Here is a 23,003-nt window from a genome sequence, read left to right as displayed (position 1 = left end):
ATTAAAACAAAAACCCCGGCAAGAGACGCGCTCTGGCCGGGGGTTTTAATACTTCATCTAAACTAAATCAGAATCAGTTCATTATCAAATCAGGATCAGTTTTTTGCTTCTTTAACAGCGGTGATCGGGAATTCGCCGTCCTGTGAAACAATGGTGCCTTTAAGCGACTCCCCTTCCTGCATCAGGGTAACATTGAGCAAGCCGCCCTGAAAATCCAGTTTGAATGTTATTTTTCCCTGATCAACCACCAATTCTTTCATTTCCATTTTTTCCGTAGAACCAAGCGTGCCGCTTAGCTTACCATCTTTTTCCTCAAAAGTCATTACGCCGGTTTCATATTCAGGCGGAACATTGGTCACTGTGTATTTCCAGCTTCCCACAAGGTCATTGGCTTTTAAAGTGCCCTGGGCCTGCACTGAAAACATACTGATTGCGAAGATCGCAAGAAAGAAGAACTTTACTTTCAACATAGCATTAGGATTAAGTTGTTTAACATGACTAATATACAGCAAATCTGTACGCGTCAAATTTAGGGAATCAATCCAGATTACTTCTACCCAATGTTCTATTTTTCCGCAAAATATTACTGAACGAGAGGCCTCACCAACAATGTAAACGGCTATTAATACGCAAATGCCTCATTGATCAGCGATTGCATGAGCTGCTCCGCACTTCCCGGTTTTAGCTTAACTGCATTCTGGCCCGACCAAAAAATACTGAGATCCGTTCGTCCCTGCGCCAGCGCTGCTTCCCGCAACGGTCCCATGAAGCGTGACTGCAACGGAAACGGAAGCACTTCGGTTGCGTAGGGAACTTCTTCGGTAACGCGGTTACGGATCATCCGTCCCATGCGGCCCGTGAGCGATTTGGAAAGAACAGTATAACGCGACTCGTCCGAAAGGAGCACGGCCCTATGCGCGGGGGTAGCATTGGATTCGTCGGTTACCAGAAACGCAGTTCCTAGTTGGGCGGCGTCGGCACCCAGGGTCAATGCGGCCCTTATGCCGGCACCGTCTGCAATGCCACCTGCTGCTATAATGGGGGTTTTGATCTTGGCTTTCAAATGCTGAATAAGTGCAAATGTGCCTGTTAATGACTCCGGGGCCGGTTTCAGAAACGAAGGCCTGTGGCCGCCAGCTTCGAAACCGGATGCAACTATGGCATCGACCCCGGCTTGTTCCAGCGCCAAAGCTTCGTCCAGCGTGGTCGCCGCGCCAACGGTTTTAATGCCCATTTTGCGCGCCTCATCGAGTATATCTTTGGACGGAATGCCAAAAATGAAGCTAAAAACCGCAGGCCGCGCTTCGAAAACTGCTTCCACTTGTTTCAGGAATTTGGAAGGAATGTTCGTGTCTAAATCCGGAAGCGGAATACCCAGCGAATCGAAATAGGGCTTAAAAAGCTGCTTTATTTTTTCCAGCTTATCTGCCGGAAAATGGTCCAGGCTTTGATCCACATCCGAAACCCAGAGGTTGATATTGTAAGGCTTGTTGGTCTTCGATTTAATCACCTTATCCACGGCCAAAATCTGCTCGGGAGTAAGCGTGTAAGCACCAAAACTACCCAGCCCGCCTGCATTTGACACTGCCGCTGTAAGTGCGGCATTTGAAAACCCGCCGCCCATCGGCCCTTGTAAAATCGGATATTGAATCCCCAGAAGCTCCGTTATTCTTGTTCGATTTTTCATTTTTTCAGACACTTAATGTTAAACGTTCCTTAACCCAAATGATGTCCCGCAACATGACCGCCATCCAGATTGATGATCTCGCCCGTAACAAAGTTGCTTCCTGCAAGGTAAAGTGCCAGCTCCGCAACATCACTTGTTTCACCAATGCGATCAACCAAGTGCAGCGCAGCAAGGCTGTCTGCGTTGCTAATGCCGTTTTTTGCCTGCAACGGACTCCTTATAATGCCCGGCGCGATGGTGTTTACGCGAATATTATTTTTGCCAAATTCCGTTGCCAGCTGTTTCGTCAGCGCGTGAATTCCAGCTTTGCTCACAACCGGCGCAGTTCCTGGAAACCCGCCAATGGCGTGATCAACCAGCACAGTACCGATGTTAATAATCGAACCTTCTCCTTGTTTCAGCATTTGCCTGATGGCCGCCTGACTTGTGAAGAAAGTGCCTTTCAAATTAATACTCAAAAAACCATCAAGATAGGCTTCATCAACATCCGTAAATGGCTTAGGCTCAAAGATTCCTGCATTATTGATCAACACATCCACCGCACCAAAGCGCGCTACTGCCGTCTCAACAAGCAAGCGACCCGTTTCCGGCTTGCTGATGTCACCCACTACCAATGCCAGCCGGTCGTGACGGCCCAGCTCCTGATATGTTGCGCTCAAATTTACTTCGTTTGCGGCGTTAATGACAACATTATGCCCGCTTTCCAAAAACAATGTGGCGATGGCCTTTCCTATTCCTGTTGACGCGCCTGTTACTATAACTGTTTGTGTTTTCATGATTTCTGAATTTATTTGTTTTGAGTTTTTGTTGAAATAATTCCTTTTTCCCGCAGCACGGAGACTTGTTCGCCGGCATGGCCCCAGTCGTCCAGGTCAATTTCCTGGATCACTACGAAGGTGAGGTTTGGATCTTTGTCCAAAACATCGGAAAGCAGGGTGGTAACCCCGGAGATAAGGGCTTGTTTTTGTTCGCGGGTAACGGCTTCACGGGTCACCTCAATTTTTACGTATGGCATTTTCCTGACTGTTTATGTTATCATTAATTGTTTGATGACACAAAGTAAGTCTGCCGGAAGGCGCCTGTTACGTGACCTAGATCACAAAATGTAAGTTCCTATCTGTGATGGTTGTACAGGCGGCTGAGGGTCTCGCGCGAGACGCCGAGATATGCCGCGATGAGATGCTTGGGGACAAGATTGTAAAGTTGCGGATATAAGGAGAGCAGCTCCTCATAACGTGCTTTTGTATCATTGTTCATGAAGGAAAGCAGTCTTTTTTGCGAGGCTACATAACCTCGGTTTGTGCGCCACCGGAAGAAACGTTCGATTTGGTGCAGTTCGCTGCAAAGTCTCTCGCGGTCATCACTGCAAAGGCAAAGGACTTCCGCGTCGGTAATGCAGTCTACTGTAATGGTGGCATTTGTATGGTTGTACATGGCGGCGTAATCCGATGTCCACCAGGTGGGCATGGCAAATTGCAGAATGTATGTCTTGATGTCGTCGTTGACAAAAAATGCTTTCAGGCAGCCTGAGATCACAAAATATTCATGCACAACCGGTTTTCCGGCCTGAATCAACGCTTCGCCTTTTTTGCAGGACAGGGATTTGAAATGGGAGAAGAAATAGTCGAACTGCTCGTCGGTGAGGCTGGCTGCCTGGGCGATATGTTTCCTTAAAATTTCTTTGGCTTCCATGTTTCCGCTCATAAATTGGTCTTTTTGCAGATCTCCCTTAAATTTAAATCCAAAAGTATTTTATATAATTAAACTGCGTTTTCCAAGCATGCATTTTTTGTTATTTTTAATAGGGCTCGCTTTTATATGCATTTCGTGCGGCGGAGAGCGCGGGCCTTTGAAAAATAAGAAAGAAAAAACCGTTGAGACCATTAATGCGCTGGGGGCATTGCCCAAATACGTCACAGATCCGCCGGGAAACAAATCTACTCCCGAAAAGATACGGTTGGGCAAACTGTTATTTTTTGATCCCATCCTGTCAGGAAATAAAGATGTTTCCTGTGCAACCTGCCACCAGCCTGAGTTCAATTATGCGGAGTTTTTGGAAACATCGATCGGCGTCAATGGCCACGGAACGGGCAGTAAGCGGAAGTTTTTGGAAAAGAATGACATACCATTTGTAAAGAGAAACTCGCAGAGCATAGTTAATACAGCGTTCAACGGCATTAAAAATGGAGAAAGTTATGATGCCGAGTCTGCGCCGATGTTCTGGGATTTGCGGGCGAAGGGTCTGGAAGAGCAGGCGCTTATTCCGGTCCGTACATTGGAAGAAATGCGCGGACATTCCTACCCGGAAGATAAAGTGATCGACCAGATTGTGGCGCGGATCCAAAAAATCCCGGCTTATGAAAGTCTCTTTCGCGAAGCATTCAGGGAGGACGCGAAGCCTGTTAATGTCGTGAATTTGTCCAAAGCCATTGCTTCCTACGAGCGTACCCTTATTGCGAATAACTCGCGGTTTGATCAGTATATGCGCGGAGACAGCAGCGCATTAACAACAGGCGAAAAGGAAGGGCTGAACCTTTTTCTGAAAACGGGCTGTGCCAAATGTCATTCCGGTCCCATGCTGTCGGACTACAAGCTGCATACACTGGGCGTTCCGGATTCGCAAAACAGGAAAGAAACGGACGCAGGCGCTAATAATGACTACGCTTTCCGGACGCCTTCGCTCCGTAACCTGCGTTACACCGGCCCTTATATGCACAGCGGAAAGTTCGCGACGCTTGAACAGGTTTTGCAGTTTTACGAAGACATTGCAGGCGGGAAAATCCCGAACCCGAATGTCAAGCCCAGCCAGATCGATACATTGGCGGCTGATATGGATGTTAATTTCAGGGATATTTCCCGGATCGTGGAGTTTTTGAATGCGCTAAATGACGATAATTTTGATAAATCCGTTCCGGAACACGTCCCCAGCGGTTTGCCGGTGTCGGGGTTATGAGGTAGAACTTCGCCGCCTGGTGCTTTACCATCATGTCAAACCAAAAACTCAGATCCCATGAATTATATTGACAGAAAGACATTTCTGAAAGAGTTATCTCTGCTGGCGGGCGCGTCTGTCGTATACGGGCAAGCGGGCGCGGCGGAGTTCCGGAACAAAGCGAACTTCAAACTTGGATTTGTAACTTATCTGTGGGGAAAAGATTGGGACCTGGCTACATTGATCAAAAACTGCTCGGATACGAAAATAAACGGCGTTGAATTACGCGTCGAACACGCGCATAAAGTAATGCCAGACCTCACTAAGGCAGAACGTGCCGAAGTAAAGAAGAAGTTTGCCGACAGCCCCGTGGAGCTGATAGGGCTCGGTACAAACCAGCAATATGATTATCCGGACCAGGCCAAATTGAAAGCTTCCATAGAACGCACGAAGGAGTTTATCAGGTTGAGTGCTGATGTGGGTGGCTCGGTCGTGAAGGTGAAGCCCAATGCGCTTCATGCTGATGTTCCCGTTGAAAAAACACTGGCACAAATCGGTGCTGCATTGCATGAACTGGCTGCTTACGCGAAGGACTTCGGTCAGCAGATCAGGCTGGAAGTGCATGGCGAAAAAACACAGGAACTGCCAAATATCAAGCAGATTATGGAAGCTGCTGACCATCCCAATGCCAGGATTTGCTGGAACTGCAACAAGGAAGATCTGATCGGAGACGGCTTCCAGCATAATTTCGACCTCGTAAAAAAGTGGTTCGGCGACACCATCCACGTCCGAGAGCTCGACCGCACGGATTATCCTTATAAAGACCTGCTAAGCAATCTTGGAAAAATGAATTACAAAGGCTGGGTCCTGCTCGAATGTCACACGAATCCCGATGACAAAGTGAAAAGCATGATGGAGCAGCGCGCCGTTTTTGACCGGATGGTGAAGGAAGTTTGATCATCAATGGTTTTGCAATAATTATACAAAGCACCGACTGAATTGTGTAAAACTTTACGGAGTGCGCTGTGATACATTTGTAAAAATGAAAACAGCGATGGCTACGATAGTTGAAAACAATATAAAAGAAACCTTTCCCGTGCTGGGCATGTCATGTGCAGCCTGCGCGGTGAGTGTAGAAAGTATGCTCAAATCCGTCGAGGGTGTGCATGATGCAGGTGTGAATTATGCGACGCAGACGGCCTGGGCGGAATACGAGGATACAGTTACGCCCCTGGAACTTCAGAATGCGGTCCGCTCCGTGGGTTATGACCTTGTTGTGAATGTAGAAGACCCGCAGCAAGTGCAGCAGGAAGCACAATTAGCACATTATAATGGTTTAAAAAAGAGGACAATCTGGGCGGCTGTCTTATCGCTTCCTATTGTCGTTATTGGCATGTTCTTCATGGAAGGTTCTGCCAGGGCGTTGCCTTATGGGAACTGGATTATGATGGTGCTGGCAGCGCCCGTTGTGTTTATTTTGGGCCGTAGCTTTTTTGTTAATGCATTCAAGCAAGCCCGTTACAGAAAGGCCAATATGGATACGCTCGTTGCGTTGAGCACGGGTATAGCATTCATTTTCAGCGCATTTAATACGATATATCCGGAGTTCTGGCATGCGCGTGGTTTGCATGCGCATGTGTATTTTGAAGCGGCTGCGGTTGTAATCGCATTTATTTCGCTGGGTAAACTAATGGAAGAAAAGGCCAAGTCCAACACGACTTCGGCCCTGAAAAAACTCATGGGTTTACAGCCTAAAACAGTTACCATCATCAGCGGCGGCACGGAAACGGAAATTCCGGTTGCAGGAGTGAAGGTGGGCGACATCATTGTAATCAAACCTGGTGAAAAGATCCCGGTGGACGGCATCGCGACGGAAGGCAGCTCGTTTGTGGACGAAAGTATGATCAGTGGTGAACCGGTTGCGGTGGAAAAAAAGGCTGGTGAAAAGGTGTTTGCGGGCACAATTAATCAAAAAGGAAGCTTTCTGTTTGAAGCCACAAAAGTTGGTGGCGATACGATTCTGGCGCAGATCATCAAAATGGTGCAGCAAGCGCAGGGAAGTAAGGCACCGGTGCAAAAGCTGGTGGACAAGATCGCCGGGATTTTCGTGCCGGTGGTAATTGGTATCGCTATTCTGACATTCATCGTCTGGATGGTTTTGGGTGGAGAAGATGCATTTACGCATGCATTACTGACGTCGGTGACCGTTCTTGTCATCGCTTGCCCGTGTGCGCTCGGCCTCGCTACGCCTACTGCTATTATGGTTGGGGTAGGGAAGGGTGCGGAAAATAATATACTTATCAAAGACGCCGAAAGCCTGGAACTTGCACACAGGGTGAATGCCATTATCCTGGATAAAACGGGAACGATAACCGAAGGCAAGCCTGCTGTCACGAAACTGGTTTGGAGTGCAGAAGCGCGGAATAAAGCGTTGTCCGAACAAATTTTATTAGCCATGGAATCGCGCTCGGAACACCCGCTGGCCGATGCGGTTGTCAATCATTTGAAGAAGGATCAAATCGAAAAAGTGCCTTTGACATCTTTTGACAGCATTACCGGTCAGGGTGTTCGGGCTGTAAGTGACGGGGTGACGTATTTTATAGGGAACAAAAAGCTGATTTCGGAAAGCGGCGTGGCGATTGGCGATGAGCTGGTAACATTGGCTGAAAAATGGCAGCAGGAAGCGCAAACGGTCATTTATTTTGCTGATAAGACACAGGTTCTGGCAATCATTGCCATTGCTGATAGGGTTAAGGCGACTTCAAAACAAGCCATTGAAAAATTGCAGAAAATGGGCATTGCGGTTTATATGCTCACCGGCGACAACAAGCAAACTGCCGCAGCCGTGGCTGAACAAATTGGTTTACAACATTATAAAGCCGAAGTAATGCCTTCGGACAAAGCAGAATTTGTAAAACAATTACAGGCAGAAGGAAAAATTGTGGCAATGGTGGGTGACGGCATCAATGACAGTCACGCACTCGCGCAGGCGGATGTGAGCATTGCGATGGGAAAAGGCTCGGACATTGCAATGGATGTGGCCAAAATGACATTGATCACCTCCGATCTTAACATGATCCCGAAAGCATTAAATCTGTCCGCCAGAACGGTTAAAACGATCAGACAGAACCTTTTCTGGGCGTTTATCTACAACCTGATTGGCATTCCCATTGCGGCTGGCGTGCTTTATGCCGTGAACGGGTTCCTGCTTGATCCGATGTTGGCAGGTGCCGCCATGGCGTTGAGTTCGGTTTCGGTTGTGGGGAACAGCTTGCGGTTGAAGGCGATGAAATTGTGAGTATAAGTTGCCTGATGGTCGGGACAACAAGAACCAAAACTTGCGGTAACCCGTTGTAAAAATGTGCATTTGCTTCATTGCGGTGCACATTTTGAACGTTCAGTTACTCGCACCTTGATGAATTCATTCCTTAATAAGAAATACGACAAACCGGTTTTAAAGAAAAATCAGCCGGATGATTCCTATAAATTCCAGCCATTGCCGGCACCCACAGGAAACTATCCTTATCACCTTGATTTAGAGTCGGTTCAGGAATTAAATGACCGTAATAAGCTGGCATTTCACATGCTCGGTGACACGGGAAGCATTCGTAATCCGGATTTTCAAAAGCTCGTGGTTGCCGAAATGATCAAGCAATATCAGCAGACTGATGGCACGGGGAAGGAACCCATGTTCCTGTATCATTTGGGCGACATTGTCTATAATTTCGGAGAAGCAAGTCAGTACAAAAGGCAATTTTTTGATCCCTACCAAAAATATCCCGGCCCTATCTTCGCCATCCCGGGAAACCACGACAGTGATGTAAACCCAGACAGCCGAGTTTCCTACCGAAGCCTGGATCCGTTTAAGGCCGTTTTTTGTGATAAGCAACCGCAAACCGTAAGTTTTAGCGGCGGGGCGGAACGAAAAAGCATGACGCAGCCTAACGTTTTCTGGTCGCTCATGACACCGGTTGCGCGCATTATCGGCATGTATGGCAATGTTACCAAGTTCGGCGTAATTACCCCGGACCAGCGTAAGTGGTTACTGGAAGAGCTCAGGAGTGCCGATGCTGATCGTCCTGAAAAGGCCATTATTCTATGTATTCACCACGCGCCCTATTCTGCGGATATTAACCATGGATCGAGCCTTCCGATGATCCAGTTTTTTGATGGGGTTTTCGAGCAGACCGGTGTCCGCCCGGATGTTGTTTTCAGTGGGCATGTTCACAATTACCAGCGGTTCTCAAAGCGATATTTCGATGGCAAAACAGTTCCGTTTATCGTCGCCGGTGGTGGTGGTTATGATGAGCTGCATCCTGTTGCGACCACTTCGGACAGCCGTTTTACAGCCAATAATGCGGCTTTTAATCATGTAACCCTTGAAAATTATTGCGATAACAAGCATGGCTTTTTGAAAGTCTCGCTCGAAAGAACAGAAAAAGGGATCCGCATTACCAGCGAGTTTTACACGCTTCCGCATGAAAAAACGGTCGAGCCAGGAATGAATGCCATCCTGGCCGACCGTTTTGTAATAGAAACCTAGGTTCTTACTGCTTGAAAGTGATCTTGGAAAGTGTCATCAATGGTTCGATGGGCTTCGCCGTTTCGTTTTTAAACAATATATAAATGTCATGTTTGCCGGTGGTTGGCTTAATGTTAACCAGAACCGGCGCGCGGGTAGGGCGACGCGGCGGTTTTACGGTTTCACCCGGCTTTTTCTGGCTTTCCAGTTCAGCCATCAGCTTGGCCATATCCACTTCCGGAGCAATTTCGACATTCTGTTCACCAATGAGCGTTCCGGTAGGTGAATCCAGCCGAACCTCGATCTTGCCGCCCATAGCGCCTTCCCGTTTCTGGGCCGCGGCATTCATTTCAAGTGCCTTTATATCAGTCAGATCAGTTTCTTTGAAAGCCAGAAAGCTGTTTGCAAAAGTCACCACGCTGAAACCAAGCCCTGCTGTTCCCAGTGCTTTCATATCTGCACCTTGCACAATAGGTGCCTCGGCCGCATTCAGTTCGGGGCTTCTCAGGACGATCATTTCTTCCGTTGTCTGGGCAGGGATAGCCTTGTTGCCGCTCATAGAGCGATCCGTAAATGCCGCCCTGATCAGTACGGAGCCTTTTCCATTATCCTGTGCAGGAATTTTCGGTGTAAATTCACCTTTGACAGGCAATGTACTCAATGTCTTGTCTGTGCTGTTGAGAATGTATTTGACAATGGTCTCGGCATCGGCCACAGGCAATGCGGGGTGGGCAGGCATAGCCACTTCGCCCCAAACCCCGGCTCCGCCTTTGAGAATTTTCCCTACCAATGCTTCCGTTACGCCCGGCTTACCTTTGTATTTGTTAGAAATGTCTGCAAATGAGGGTCCTACCGATTTTGCGTCCACCTGATGGCAGACTTTGCAATCGCTCTTGCCGATCAGGACCTGGGCAACGGCAAACTGCGTGCTCGCATCCACACTGCGCTGGCTCTGAATGACTTCGGCATAATCAAAACCCTCAGAGGCGTAGTCGATGCTCACCGCAATTTCCTCAGGTTTGATTTTTCCTTCCAATAAACTGCCGTCTTCCTTGTCGGTGACATCGATGGAGTAGGGAATGGGTTTTCCTGCGAAAAAGAATGTTTTATTTCCGTCCACGTTCACCGAAACCTTTGGCGGCTCGTTACCGGCAATAATTCTCAGAGATTGCGAATTGGAAGCGCCTTTGGCGTCGGTTACCGTCAGGCTGGCTGTGTAAACGCCTGGTTTGTCAAATGTTACAGTTGGCTCAGCTGTGGCAAATGTTTTCGCAGCGCCGCCGTTACCCGTGATTTTCCAGCTGTATTTCAGTTTATCTCCGTCAAAATCTTTTGTTCCGGCCGAAGAAAGCTTCGCCTGAAACGGAACTGTTCCGCCTTTTTTATCCGTAGAAACCTGAACAATCGGCTTGCGGTTGCCACCATTGTATTCAATGCGGATCAACCTCGAATTTTCACTCTTTCTGAACCAGTTGCTGCCGTATTCAAGCACATACAAGTCACCATTCGGGCCGAATTTGATGTCGATAGGCTGCACCGGATGGTAAGCCGGCAACACGCGTTCCATGGACTCATAATCACCATTCGGGCTCATAGAAATGGCCATAATCCAGCCGCGGGAGAAGTCGGCCGCTATCCATTTGTTCTCATAATAAGCCGGCCATGGTCTTTTTGGTGATTTGAAATCCGCACGGTGATAAATGGGTCCGCCTGTTGCGCTCCTTGAACCGGAACCCACGGCCGGGAATTTTTCAGAAATGCCGTAAGGATAGTAAATAAAACTAGGGGCAGTCGGTAAAAGCTCTTTCAAGCCCGTGTTGTTTGGTGAATTGTTGACCAGATTTTTCGGGTCTTTTTTTGCCAAAGGCTTGTTGGCGGCATAATCATACACCGGAAATGCCTGATCATCGCCCACAAACCAGGGCCATCCAAAATTACCCGGCTTTCTGGCCTGGTTCAACTCATCATAACCCCGCGGCCCGATCTCCGAATCTTCGCTGGCATCGGGACCCACTTCACCCCAGTATAAAAAGCCCGTTTTGCTGTCAACCGCAATGCGCCACGGATTCCTGTGGCCCATTGAGTAAATCTCAGGACGCGTTTTTGCCGTTCCTTTGGGATAAAGATTGCCTTCCGGAATGGTGTACGAGCCGTCTGGTTCGGGATGGATTTTTAAGATTTTCCCTCTCAGGTCATTCGTATTTCCCGCATGTCCCTGATCATCCCAGCTGGCGCGTCCCTCGCGCTCGTCGGTTTGAGCGGCTTTCTGGTTTCCGGTGTTGTTACCAACCGTCAGATACAGGTTACCACCTTTATCCCAGGTCATCCCGCCGCCCGTGTGGCAGCACACCTCGCGTTGTGTAACCACCTCGATCACATCCTTTTTTGAGCTTTCTATGAGTTTGTCATCCCGCAATTCGTAACGTGAAAGAATGTGTTTTTTCTCGGTCGGATGCGCGTAATAGAGATAGATCCAATGGTTCTTTTCAAAATTGGGGTCCATAGTAAAACCCATCAGTCCTTCTTCGGCTTCCCGGGAAACACCTTCTGCGCTAACGTATTTGGTGTTAACGGGGATCATTGCGATCAGGTCGGTGGACTGGGTGGACGCATTGTATTTTTTCAAAGCGCCCTTTCTTTCAATAATGTAAGCCGAACCGTCGGGAAGCACTTCAAACACCATGGGTTCGTCCAGATTCTCCGCCACCACAATGGGCGTGAAGCGGCTTTCATCCGGCTTGGGCGGACTATCTTGAATAGTGAATGCTGCAATCAGCAAAAAGGCGGGAATCTGGGCGGTGTTTTTCAGGACACGCGAAATTCGCCGTAAACGCGGGGAAAAGTTTGTCATAGGTAGTAAACAAGAGTTTACTGGAAATATAACAAATTATCGTTAAAAATTCTTATTCCTATTTTCCCATCCAATGTTTAAAATCACCCACTTTTTCACGGCTTACCAGCGCTTCCTTATTATGCGACGGTCGCAGGCTCAGCGCAAGACGGCTTCCGAAATATGGATCGATTTTGTCAACCGCTTTGTGCGTCACCATCATCCCGCGGTTAATGCGGAAAAAACGAGTGGGATCCAGCACGTCGGCGAGCTCATCCAGGGTATAATCCACCAGCAATTTCTGGTTGTTGTCCGTTACAAAGAAGCTGTAACGTTCTTCTGTGAAGAAATAGGCGATCTCGCTTACCTCGATGGACAGCATTTTCTGCCCTTGTTTTACCAAAAATCGTTGCCGGTATTCTTTCTTGCTCGTTTTCTGAAATCCTTCCAGCAATTTCTTAATCCCTTCGAGCGAGTCTTCGGCTGGTAATGCACGCATGTTTTCATATTTCTGCAGGCTCCGCTGCAAATCGTCGCGGTGTACGGGTTTCAGCAGGTAGTCAATGCTGTTGAGTTTGAAAGCCTGTAATGCATATTCATCGTAGGAGGTTGTGAAAATGATGGTGCTGGTCACCTGCACGCGGTTGAATATTTCAAAACTCTGCCCATCCGACAACTCAATGTCAAGAAAAATGAGGTCCGGATCGGCACGGCCTGCCTTCTGGTTGTTTCTCAGCCATTCCACGGTTTCTTCAATGCTGTCGGTCACGCCGCTGATGAGCAGGTCGGGCGCGGTTTCTGTCAATAATTTTCTTAATCTTCTGACAGAGAGGTCTTCGTCTTCTACGATTAGTGCGTCCATAATTTTAATTTTCAGGCTATTAATGGCAGTATTACGGTAAAGAATTCGTGATTACTCTCAACGACAGGCTGTGAAATGTCCTTTTGCTGTTCGTTGAGAAGCTTATATTTGGTAATGATATTGACGAGTCCCACGCCGGTCGATTCCAGGTTTTCGGCGCCGGCGGTCAATGTCTTCGTCTGCAAATTGTTACGCACCATTAAATTCCCGTCCTGCGTGCTTAGTATGAAAATGGTGAGCGGCCGGCTGGCGCGGATCACATTGTGCTTGACTGCATTTTCAACCAGTAATTGCAAAGTTAATGGCGGAATTCTGCGGTTCATCAAATGCTTCTCCACATGTACATACAGCTTCATTCCGTCTCCATAGCGCGTTTTTAGTAAATGTCCGTATGATTCAATGAAGGAAAGTTCTTTCTGCAATGTGGTGAGCTGGCTGAAATCGCTGTCGTCCAGAGAAGCGTGATTGGTTTGCAGCAAGTAACGGTAAACGCGCGCCATTTCATCCACAAACTGCTCGGCCTTCCGTGGGTCTTCGGCAATTAATGTAGACAATGAATTTAATGTATTGAACAAAAAATGCGGGCTGACCTGTGCTTTCAGACTTTCCAGTTGTCCGTTAACATTTTCCTTCATCAACCTTTCGCGGTTCACTTCATGGTGTTTCCATCTGCCGATGGCATTAAAAGATTCCTGAATGCCCATAACCAGCATAATTGCGCCCATATTGATCAGGTAAATGGTGAGGATCTTCTGGACGGTGAGCGTGGACCCGAACAGCGCGAAACCAATGTATAACCAGGCGATCAGCAACAAAAAAACACCGGAAATTGCCGCGTGTGCGGCTATGGATATGAAAATGCGCCTGATGGTCTGGTCCAGTCTGGGATGGCGCTGCGCAATGTTGTCACTGATTTTGGATTGAATAAAAAACGTGACGGTCAGTAGCGAACCATTCAGTAATGTGCTTCCCGCGAATGTTTTCCAATTGCTGTAAAAACCCGGCCCTACCATGAGATAATTGAAGAAAAGCAGGAAAACCGGCATCGTCAGCACGTACGACCAGCGCGTTTTGGGGCTCAATGCACCTGACATTCCTGCTATCAATTTTCCGTTGTTCATTGTGCGCCGGCCCGGGGACTCTGGCCGCGATTTCAGTTTGTTAATGAATTCAAAAGTATACCCGCAGTGCCAAACGCGGGAATGTATGTTGTATCAATTGAATGAACAAATACATGAATTGTAACGTTTCGCATCTGTACATCAAGCGCGCACCCGGGCGGAAAGCAACGGAACGGTGACTGTAAAATGCTCGTCCGTTTCGTCCACGCGCAGCTCGCGGTTACTAAGCGCATGATATTTTACGCGCAAGCCGGACAGCCCGCCCTGCTCGGTCGCCATCGTCCTGACTTTGTTCTGAATGTTGTTCCGGACCATAAGTCGCTGACTAAATGCAATCCCTATTTCGATAGTCAGCGGTTTCGCTTTGCTCATTGTATTAAATTTGATCGCATTATCAATCAAAACCTGCAACACCAGTGGCGGGACGAGCAGTTCGCCCGCATAAGGTTCCGGCTCTATAATGTGCAGGCTCTCGCCGTAGCGCGCACCCAGCAGCCGTGCATAGGTGTGCAGGAAAGTGAATTCAGCCTGGACCGGGACGAGCTCCGTTTTGGAGGCCTGCAAAATGTAGCGGTAAATTTTGGCCAGATCTTCGACAAATTCTTCCGCCTTATCCTGGTCGTCGCCGATCAGTGCGGAAAGTGTATTGAGGCTGTTGAACAAAAAATGCGGGTTAACCTGTCCTTTGAGCGCATCAAACTGGTGTTGCAGCGATTCCCTTTCCAGCTTTTCACTCTCCGTCTGATTTTTTTTCCATTGTTCCAAAGAGTAAAAGAGGCCCAGCATGGAACAAAGAAAAATGTCGAAAAAGCCGCCCAGGATCATGATCGGCCAGATATTCTGCCAGGTAAATTGCACTTCGAGGCCAGGCGTAACGCTGTACGCCCAGACATCAAAAGCAGCAAGTCCCATTGTAAGCGTCCCTACTGCCAGTAACATGGCCAGCAAGCGCGGCCGTGTCTCATCCACATGCGGAAACCTGCTGATGATCCAGCGGACCACAATGGTAAGCATCACGATCGAAAACCAGTAAAGCGCCAGCACAAGCAATGTCGCTTTCACGAAGACCGGAAATTCCCGGAAATAGACAGTGCCTATAAAGTAATAATTGCCGACAGCGCAGAACACAGGCATAATCGCCAGATGATACCACCATTCGTATTTCGAAAAAAAACGCGGCCTCACGATAATTCAGGAAGGGTTTTGCAAGATAAATTCAAAAATAGCGAACCCTAAATAATTACTTATCAGGCCGCCGATGTTTTTTGCGTCCATCGGTTTCTTTTTCAGCGCCAGGCCATGGCGAGCCCCACGCCGGCCTGGGAAGCGATTGGATTGGAAACTAACGGTGGCGTGTATCTGATCTTTAAAATATAAATCCATCGGTCGGTTACCAGGTTAAAACGCAATCCTGCAATTCCCGACGGTGTTAATGCTGGCTGTCCGTTGACTCCCGAATGCAAGCCCCTGTCATAGCGATCGACGAAGAAGGAGGCAATTCCTGCTTCAAGGTAGGTTTCGATGGCATAATGATCGGGATGCGGCGTGCACGAGTTTCGTTTATAGGGATTTAAGATAAAACAATGCGTTAATGCTGCCGAAAATGCAGGGCTGCGAAATTCCGGCTGGCTCACCGCACCAATTCCCGCCTGAACGTCCCAGAACGACCGCTTCGTATATCCAAATGCAGCCTCGGCAACGAAGGCGCCTTTGGGAGCAATGCCAAAAATTTCTGCGCCAAAAGCCCCGCGAATGCGCGTATAGTAAGGCTGCGCGGCAGCGCAGGATGCACAAAGGATGAAGATCAGTAATAGTCTGGCGAACACGGAGTAAGGCTTTGCCTTTCAACGGTTAAATGTGCTCTATAAGTATGTCAGAAGTTACATTTGGAAAGTTACATCTGAAATGTTACCAGGCTTCGCGTCAATGATTCGGCAGGATTTTGGAATTCGATCCTAAGTCCGGTTTTCAGGGATAATTCGTCTACGAGTTTCAATCCCAGACCTGAAAGGCCTTTTCCGGCATCTTTTTGGGCGAGGATACGCTGGTAATCTTCCTCACTGAATGCTTTTCCGCCGTTTTCGATGAAAAAGGTAAGCCGGTTTTCGTTGCCATTGATGCCAAGCCGGATCAAACCGTTTTCGTCAGATGCTTTCACTGCATTTTGAAGCAGGTTACGGATAATGGCCTGTAAGTAGTAAGGATCGGTTTGGACCATTGTCCCGGATGGAACATTGTTTTCGACGCGCAGGTTTTTGGAATCAATGTTCAGTTGCAGCAATTTCAAGCTTTGTGAAGCGATGTGGGAAACGTCAACAGGCTGGATATCAGCTTTAAACTGGTTCATCTGCGTTTTGGACCAAAGCAGCAGATCTTCCATTGTTTCCAGTAAAGATCCTGTGGCGGTCTGGATTTTTTCGCTCAATTCGGCCTTTTGCAGGTCAGAAAGCAGTTTAGGGTTCAGTTGCTGCAGTTTCAAAAACTGGTAAACCTGGCTGATCGGTGAACGCAGGTCGTGGCTGATAATGCTGAAAAGTTTGGCTTTCGTATGATTGGCCTCTTCCAACTCTGCGATCAGCTTGGCGAGTTCTTTGTTTTTTTGATCTAAAATTGCTGCATTTTTTCTTTTATTCCTGTAAATAATGCCTAGCAACACCAATGATAAGGCTAGCAATGCGAGCCCGGAAATAAGCCAGATCCGCTGCTTTTGCGCTTTATCGATCTGAATATTCTTCATCTCGATCTGCTGCTGCTTGTCCTTGTTCTGGTATTGCGCTTCCGCGTCCGCAATGCTTTTCCTGGACGATTCCAGATACAGCGAATCACGGATGGGTGCATATTTATCATAATAGGCATACGCCTGCTGCCACTGACCGGTTGCAGCGTAACATCTGGCCAGTGATTGTAAAAGAAAAGCATGAATTTCAAGGCCGAGGCCCGTGCTGTTCGGTTCGGCTGCCTTTAACAATGGTAGGGCTTTCGCATATTGCTTTTGCGCCATATACAATTCCCCGGTCATATAGTTCACCTGCGACATTAGGAATTCACCTGCCCACTTTGGTGCGAGATCATTGGCACGTTTGATGAATATGGCTGCACTATCCAGCTGTTTGTTAGACATATAATAGTCTGCAAAAGTGAGGTCTGCTGCTATTTTATTGGAGCGTCGGCCCGAATTCTGGTTGTCGGGCGTGATCATTCCGGCGAGGCTGTCGTAGTAAATTTTTGCCATACCCGGTTGTTTCAGCAGAATGTAAACATCCGTCATGTCTTTGTAATGGTGATTGAGATACGGTTTGTAAGCCACAATGTATTTTCGTGCTTCCTTACCATAGTACAGACCTTTTTCACCCTGCGCCATTTGGATATAGATTTCCGAAAGGCTCATCAGATCTACTACCACATCTTCGCGGTCTTTGGTCACACCTTGCTCTATCAGCTTCTTTTTAATGGCGATGCCTTTCAGCAAATACTGTATCTGCGTGTTGTATTGTCCCTTTACAGAATAATAATTCCCAATTGTGGCATACAGGGAGGCTTTGCTGTTCTCATTTTTGGTAGTATCAATACTGGCCAGCATTTCCCGGAGCGCATTGTCGCTTTTGTGGGTGTGCCCCGGCGTATTATAATAGGAAAACAAGAGCCGTTGCAGGACAGTGAGAATGCGGATCGGCAACTTTCCCTTGCGTGCGTCTGCGAGAGATTGCTCGTGGAAGTAAATGGAGCTGTCGGGATCGGCGCTTTCATAGGCGAAGCCCAGATTGTAATGGAATATGGACCGGTAATACCAATCGTTGGCGGGCGCCAGTTTTAATGCGTATTTGGAAACCACTTTTTCACGTTCAACATTCTCGGCGAGGGCCAGTGTATCGCAAAGGTCAGCCAGTGCTTCGAGCTTGTCCTTTGTGGTTTTGTAACCAGACAAGTCGGGGATTGACTGGGCGTAAATGTTTGAAAGTAAGGCGGTTGAAACTAATAGAGTCAGTAGAATTTTTTTCATATTCAAAGTCTGAGCTTTGCAATGGCTGATCGATAAGTCTTTCCAACTGGGATAATGGTGTTGTTGCAGACCACTTCCGAATGCCGCAATTCTTTGATCTGATTTAAAGAAACGGCATAGCTCCGGTGCACGCGCATGAAGCGGTCGGAGGGAAGCTGCTCCATGAAGCACGTGAGCGTGGATAATGTGATGTAGTTTTTTTGCGGTGTGATGATTTTGGTATAATCCTGCATGGCTTCCAGATAAATAATGTCCTTTTGCGACAATTTTACCTGGTTATGGCCTTCTTTGATCATGAGCACATCTTTCTCGAAAAGCACTTCGTAAGCCTCGGAACGGTGCTTCATCAACGCGTATTCCCGGATTCTGCGCGCAGTTGCCTCGAACCGCTCCTGGGTAAGCGGTTTCAGAATGTAGTCCAGGGCGGACAGTTCATACCCGTCAATCGCAAATTCGGGATGTGACGTGATGAAAACGGCCATATCCACCTCGGCCCGGATCTTGCGCAATAATTCAAGCCCGGTGAACCCAGGCATTTCAATGTCCAGAAAAACCAGATCCGGCTTAATGTATTGCTGCGCTTCATAACCTTCCAACGCGCTCGAAAAAGCGCCGCAGTTTTGCAGGAACGGGAATGCTTTCGCGAATTCGGTAATAAAAAGAAGATCCAGTGGATTATCGTCGATTGCAATAAAACGTACATGCGGGACCGTACTGCCGTTCATAAAGGAATGAGTAAATATCGGCTCAATATATGCAAAAGGATCGGCCTGATATATCCACAAAATAAAAAGGCAGGTCAGGTTTTTGCCCGTCATTCATGCCGCAAACTTTTCACAGGGTCGGCGAGAGCTGCTTTCATGCTTTGATAGCTCACAGTAATGATGGCAATGCTGATGGTGCCGAGGCCGCACAGGACGAAAATCCACTCGTTGATGCGCGTGTGGTAGGCGAATTTTTCCAGCCAGAGATTCATCATATACCAGGCCGGGTAGGCAGCCAGGAGCAGGGATAGCAACACAAGTCTGACGAAATCCTTGTTCATTAATACAAAAATTTCCGCGACCGAAGCGCCTGAAACTTTCCGGATGCCGATTTCTTTGGTCCGCCTTTCCGCTGAGAATGATGCAAGGCCAAAAAGTCCGAGGCACGAAATAATGATGGCAATAGCCGAAAACCAATTGGCCAACGTCCCCACCTGTATCTCGCTCTGATACATGCGCTCGTATTCCTGATCCACAAACTGGTAACTGAAAATAGCGCCGGGAAGCAGCGATTCGTATTTTTCTTTAAGCTGTTCCAAAGTGGCAGCTCTGTCATTTTTATTAATCCTGGCAAAGAAAAAGCGGGTTTGGAATGGTCGGAACAAGATTACTGTGGGCTCGATCATCTGGTGAACGGACGCGATATGGAAGTTCTCAACTACGCCCGTAATGGTCATTTCCATTCCGTTTACCTGGATTTGCTTGCCAACCGGGTCTGCCAGGTTCATTCTGCGGGCTGCTTCCTGATTAATGATCACGCCGGCACTGTCCGAAGCCAGCAACGGGGAAAATTCCCGGCCCGAATGGATTTTCATTTTCAGTGTTGATGTCAGATTATGATCCCCGCTGATGACTGCGAACATATTCCTTTCCCGCTGCTGGCCATTCATCCATTCCACATAGTTGCGCCCGAATGTTCCCTGAAAAGTGGCGCTCGCGCTGGAAAATGCTTCCACGCCCGGCACTTCGGATAATGTTGTCCGCGCCTGTCTGTAACGGTTTACTTGGGACAGTTCCCTGGCTTCTATCCGGACCAGATCGCGCTGGTCGTAGCCTGGATTACGGTTTTTGATAAATTCAATTTGCTGATATACAACGCCTGTGCCTACCATCAGAATGCTCGTAATAGTAAACTGCACTATGATAAGCGCCTTGCGCTGCCATGCGGGGCCTGCTGAATTTCCCAGACCAGCGCCTTTCAACACCAGAACCGGCTTGAACGCCGACAGCACGAACGACGGATAAAATCCAGCCAGTAAGCTGGTAAGCAACAGCACGCCGAGCAGGCTCACGGAGTAGGAGGGGTCCAGCCAGTTGATGGTGATTTTTTTGTCCAGAAAATCATTAAAAAATGGCAGTATGGCATATATCAAGCCTATGCTGATTAGCCCGGCCAGGAATGTGAGGATAAAAGACTCACCCAGAAACTGCGCGACCAATGCGGATTTTTTTGCGCCGATTGCTTTGCGTATACCCACTTCTTTGGAACGCCCGGTTGCCCGAGCAATAGATAGGTTTGTAAAATTGATGGCAGAGATAATCAGGACAAAAATGGCCACTACGACAAACAACCGCACGTAACTGATACGCCCGCCGCCTGTGTAAACGCCATTTTCGAAGTGGCTCCGCAAATGCCAATCGTTGAGGCTGTATGGGAAATAGCTCCATCCGGTGACAAATTCAGGCATATGGCGTTTGGTGATGGGTTTCATCTGATCCCGAAGCTTTTTCATGTTCACGCCCGGTTCCAGAAGCGCAAACACATGGGCTTTCACTTCCACCCAGGAGGCCGTGCTCATCGAATCGGGCATCGATCGGATGAAGTCGAATTGAAGCGAAGAGTTGGAAGGCACATTTTCCAGGACGCCTTCGATATAACAATGTTCGGCATTCCCGATCCGGATCACTTTCCCGACAGGATCAGCCTGTCCAAAATATTTTTCAGCAAATTTTTGCGTGATCAAAATGACATTTGGCTCGCTCAGCGCAGTTTCTGCATTGCCTTTTAAAACGGGGAAGTTGAATATTTTCAAAAATGTCCGGTCCGCCATGAGACCGGTTTCTTCATTTGTTTTTTCTCCATATGTGAACACCGCTTTGTTTTGCCAGGAGCAAGTGGCATCTACCACGCCAGGGATTTCCCGTTTCATGGCCTCGGCAACGGGCGGCGCGGTAAGCTCGTAGGTCTGGGTGGTCTGTGATTCGGTCGCAATGTTGAGCATAACCTTCACAATGCGGTCGTAATTGGGATGGAATTTGTTAAAACTCATTTCATCTTTGACCCAAAGCAAAACCAGCAGCGAGGTCGTCAGCCCGATGGCTAGTCCGCCAATGTTTAGAAACGTGTACAGGCGTTGTTTGAGCAAAACCCGGAGGGCGATCTTTAAGTAATTCTTTATCATGGCATTTAGATTTTGGGAATTGGATCAATATGATTTCTCAAATATAGAACTAACTTATACGTTTAAAAACTAAAAGCTTAGTTTTTAAATTTTTGCGTGCATCCTTTTTTGTTCGTTTCTTAGTAAAATATACATCTATCCTCTATGAGACCGCTACTTTACCTGATCACCACGGCGCTGCTGTCCGTTGCGCACATCTCAACCATTTTTGCCCAGTCCGACAAACTTTCGCCCAAGCTTTCGGCCAGGGCTGATTCGCTGTTTTCGGAATGGAACAAGCCGGGCAGTCCCGGGGCGGCAGTGGGCGTGGTTCATCAGGGTAAACTGATATATGCCAAAGGTTTTGGAGAATCGGATGTAGAAACAGGCGCAAAAATCGGACCGCAGACCATATTTCACGTCGCATCTGTGTCTAAACAATTTACAGCTTACGGCATTGTATTGCTGGCCCAGCAGGGTAAAATTTCGCTGGATGACGACATTCGGAAGCACATTCCGGAAGTGCCGGATTTTGGTAAAACCATTACAATTCGTCACCTGATCCACCACACAAGCGGACTGCGCGACCAATGGAACCTCCTGGTTATGGCGGGCTGGCAGCTTGATGATGTCATTACAAAGCAACACGTTTTCAACCTGATCAAAAGGCAAAAAGAGTTGAATTTTGAGCCAGGCTCTACCTTTGCGTATTGCAACACCGGTTATACTTTGCTGGCTGAGGTGGTCAGCCGAGTTGGTAAAAAGCCGTTCGCCGAATGGATGCAGCAAGAGGTTTTCAAGCCGCTCGGAATGAAAAATACATTGTTTTACGATAACCAGGAGCAGATTGTAAAAGGGCGCGCCTATTCCTTCCATAAATCACAGGAAAAAGACGGCGGATTTGAGAAAGCCATTCTGAGCTATGGTAATGTGGGTGCAACGAGCTTGTTTACAACGGTTAATGATCTGTTGTTCTGGATAAACAACTTCCGCACTTCACAACTGGGCGGACCTGCTGTGATGAAACAAATGCTCGAACGCGGCCGTATTACCAAGGGCGATACATTGCCTTACGCTTTCGGCCTGGCCCACGGAACATACAGAGGTTTGGCTTATTATGGCCATAATGGTGCGGATGCCGGTTTCAGGTCGTCTATCACGTATTTCCCGAAAGAAGATTACGGCTTTATTGTGCTGAGTAACCAGGCGGAATTTGCGCCGGAAAAGAAGGCATTTGACGTGGCGGGAATTTATATGGGGTCTTTGTTTAAAGAAGATAAATCGGTGGCGAAAAAATCTGCTGAAAGTCCGAAAAACGAAAACTATAAATTTGACTCAACCCTTTTCGGGCAGTATGCAGGCTCCTATGAGCTCGCGGAAGCACCCGGATTTATATTGAATTTCACGAAAGAGGGCGACCGTTACATGACCCAGGCCACGGGACAGCAAGCGGTTGAAATGTTCGCTTCTTCGGATTCCACTTTTTATCTGAAAGTTGTAGAGGCTTCGATCGTTTTTCAAAAGCCGAAAGAGGGTAAGGTGACCAAAATCACCTTACGGCAAAATGGTGAACATCCGGGTAACCGCGTGGAGCCAAAGCAGGATAAGGATGTCAGCAAAGCGGATTTTGCAGGACAATATTACAGTCCGGAACTTGAAACCCTTTACACCATCAGTTTCAAAGACGACAAGTTAAAGCTCGTCCATGTGCATCACGGCGAGGTGGATCTGAATGTGGTTAATAAGGACCGCCTGAATGCGCCCTGGTGGTTTGTCCAAAATATTGAAATGGTCCGCGGCAAAGCGGGGGAGATTACCGGGCTTCGCATGACAAACGGACGCGTGGCCAATTTATGGTTTAAAAAGCTGCCCGAGAATTTCGCAAAGGAATGATCCTGCGAGCT

The 23,003-nt window shown here is 47.9% G+C and carries 18 protein-coding genes; 5 read left to right on the top strand and 13 right to left on the bottom strand.

Annotated elements, in window-relative coordinates; genetic code table 11:
• Positions 1 to 95: 95 nt before the first annotated feature.
• The 5 genes from LZG74_RS21565 to LZG74_RS21545 all read right to left on the bottom strand — a co-directional run bounded on the left by LZG74_RS21565 (position 96) and on the right by LZG74_RS21545 (position 3,391).
• Positions 96 to 470 (bottom strand): hypothetical protein, encoded by a 375-nt coding sequence (locus LZG74_RS21565; protein ID WP_233798562.1) that lies wholly within the window; start codon positions 468 to 470, stop codon positions 96 to 98.
• Between the two features lie 152 nt (positions 471 to 622).
• Positions 623 to 1,687: a nitronate monooxygenase family protein gene (locus LZG74_RS21560; RefSeq protein WP_233798561.1), complete on the bottom strand. Its 1,065-nt coding sequence runs from the start codon at positions 1,685 to 1,687 to the stop codon at positions 623 to 625.
• A gap of 29 nt (positions 1,688 to 1,716) precedes the next feature.
• A complete protein-coding gene (locus tag LZG74_RS21555; protein WP_233798560.1) occupies positions 1,717 to 2,463 on the bottom strand; it encodes an SDR family NAD(P)-dependent oxidoreductase in 747 nt (248 codons plus the stop codon).
• A gap of 11 nt (positions 2,464 to 2,474) precedes the next feature.
• Positions 2,475 to 2,702, bottom strand: a complete 228-nt coding sequence (locus LZG74_RS21550) for a 4-oxalocrotonate tautomerase family protein (protein ID WP_233798559.1) — start codon at positions 2,700 to 2,702, stop codon at positions 2,475 to 2,477.
• A 98-nt stretch (positions 2,703 to 2,800) separates the two neighbouring features.
• Positions 2,801 to 3,391 carry a Crp/Fnr family transcriptional regulator gene (locus tag LZG74_RS21545; RefSeq protein WP_233798558.1) on the bottom strand — a complete coding sequence of 197 codons (591 nt, stop codon included), beginning with the start codon at positions 3,389 to 3,391 and terminating at the stop codon, positions 2,801 to 2,803.
• 76 nt (positions 3,392 to 3,467) lie between these two features.
• Here LZG74_RS21545 and LZG74_RS21540 point away from each other — a divergent pair, with 76 nt between their 5' ends.
• From LZG74_RS21540 to LZG74_RS21525, 4 genes are all read left to right on the top strand, one after another.
• The gene (locus LZG74_RS21540) at positions 3,468 to 4,640 is read left to right on the top strand and encodes a cytochrome-c peroxidase (protein ID WP_233798557.1); all 1,173 of its coding nucleotides are present in this window, start codon (positions 3,468 to 3,470) and stop codon (positions 4,638 to 4,640) included.
• Positions 4,641 to 4,697: 57 nt separating this feature from the next.
• The gene (locus LZG74_RS21535; protein WP_233798556.1) at positions 4,698 to 5,576 is read left to right on the top strand and encodes a sugar phosphate isomerase/epimerase; all 879 of its coding nucleotides are present in this window, start codon (positions 4,698 to 4,700) and stop codon (positions 5,574 to 5,576) included.
• Between the two features lie 97 nt (positions 5,577 to 5,673).
• On the top strand, positions 5,674 to 7,917 hold the full coding sequence (locus LZG74_RS21530; protein WP_233798555.1) for a heavy metal translocating P-type ATPase: 2,244 nt from the start codon (positions 5,674 to 5,676) through the stop codon (positions 7,915 to 7,917).
• 117 nt (positions 7,918 to 8,034) lie between these two features.
• The gene (locus LZG74_RS21525; protein WP_233798554.1) at positions 8,035 to 9,162 is read left to right on the top strand and encodes a metallophosphoesterase; all 1,128 of its coding nucleotides are present in this window, start codon (positions 8,035 to 8,037) and stop codon (positions 9,160 to 9,162) included.
• Between the two features lie 4 nt (positions 9,163 to 9,166).
• Here LZG74_RS21525 and LZG74_RS21520 read toward each other — a convergent pair whose 3' ends face one another.
• The 8 genes from LZG74_RS21520 to LZG74_RS21485 all read right to left on the bottom strand — a co-directional run bounded on the left by LZG74_RS21520 (position 9,167) and on the right by LZG74_RS21485 (position 21,120).
• On the bottom strand, positions 9,167 to 11,992 hold the full coding sequence (locus tag LZG74_RS21520; protein WP_233798553.1) for a PQQ-dependent sugar dehydrogenase: 2,826 nt from the start codon (positions 11,990 to 11,992) through the stop codon (positions 9,167 to 9,169).
• A gap of 58 nt (positions 11,993 to 12,050) precedes the next feature.
• Positions 12,051 to 12,833 (bottom strand): LytTR family DNA-binding domain-containing protein, encoded by a 783-nt coding sequence (locus LZG74_RS21515; RefSeq protein ID WP_233798552.1) that lies wholly within the window; start codon positions 12,831 to 12,833, stop codon positions 12,051 to 12,053.
• 11 nt (positions 12,834 to 12,844) lie between these two features.
• Positions 12,845 to 13,954 carry a sensor histidine kinase gene (locus tag LZG74_RS21510; RefSeq protein ID WP_233798551.1) on the bottom strand — a complete coding sequence of 370 codons (1,110 nt, stop codon included), beginning with the start codon at positions 13,952 to 13,954 and terminating at the stop codon, positions 12,845 to 12,847.
• A gap of 141 nt (positions 13,955 to 14,095) precedes the next feature.
• The gene (locus LZG74_RS21505; protein ID WP_233798550.1) at positions 14,096 to 15,139 is read right to left on the bottom strand and encodes a sensor histidine kinase; all 1,044 of its coding nucleotides are present in this window, start codon (positions 15,137 to 15,139) and stop codon (positions 14,096 to 14,098) included.
• 101 nt (positions 15,140 to 15,240) lie between these two features.
• The gene (locus tag LZG74_RS21500) at positions 15,241 to 15,780 is read right to left on the bottom strand and encodes a hypothetical protein (protein ID WP_233798549.1); all 540 of its coding nucleotides are present in this window, start codon (positions 15,778 to 15,780) and stop codon (positions 15,241 to 15,243) included.
• 68 nt (positions 15,781 to 15,848) lie between these two features.
• Positions 15,849 to 17,954 carry a HAMP domain-containing sensor histidine kinase gene (locus LZG74_RS21495; RefSeq protein ID WP_233798548.1) on the bottom strand — a complete coding sequence of 702 codons (2,106 nt, stop codon included), beginning with the start codon at positions 17,952 to 17,954 and terminating at the stop codon, positions 15,849 to 15,851.
• A gap of 2 nt (positions 17,955 to 17,956) precedes the next feature.
• On the bottom strand, positions 17,957 to 18,679 hold the full coding sequence (locus LZG74_RS21490; RefSeq protein ID WP_233798547.1) for a LytTR family DNA-binding domain-containing protein: 723 nt from the start codon (positions 18,677 to 18,679) through the stop codon (positions 17,957 to 17,959).
• A gap of 89 nt (positions 18,680 to 18,768) precedes the next feature.
• Positions 18,769 to 21,120 (bottom strand): ABC transporter permease, encoded by a 2,352-nt coding sequence (locus tag LZG74_RS21485; RefSeq protein WP_233798546.1) that lies wholly within the window; start codon positions 21,118 to 21,120, stop codon positions 18,769 to 18,771.
• 144 nt (positions 21,121 to 21,264) lie between these two features.
• Between LZG74_RS21485 and LZG74_RS21480 the strand changes: the two genes are divergently transcribed.
• Positions 21,265 to 22,992: a serine hydrolase gene (locus LZG74_RS21480; RefSeq protein ID WP_233798545.1), complete on the top strand. Its 1,728-nt coding sequence runs from the start codon at positions 21,265 to 21,267 to the stop codon at positions 22,990 to 22,992.
• Positions 22,993 to 23,003: the final 11 nt, after the last annotated feature.

Source organism: Dyadobacter sp. CY327 (assembly GCF_021390415.1).
Lineage (GTDB): Bacteria > Bacteroidota > Bacteroidia > Cytophagales > Spirosomataceae > Dyadobacter > Dyadobacter chenhuakuii.
Note: the sequence above shows the minus strand (reverse complement) of the source record. Positions and strands in the feature narration are given on the sequence as shown.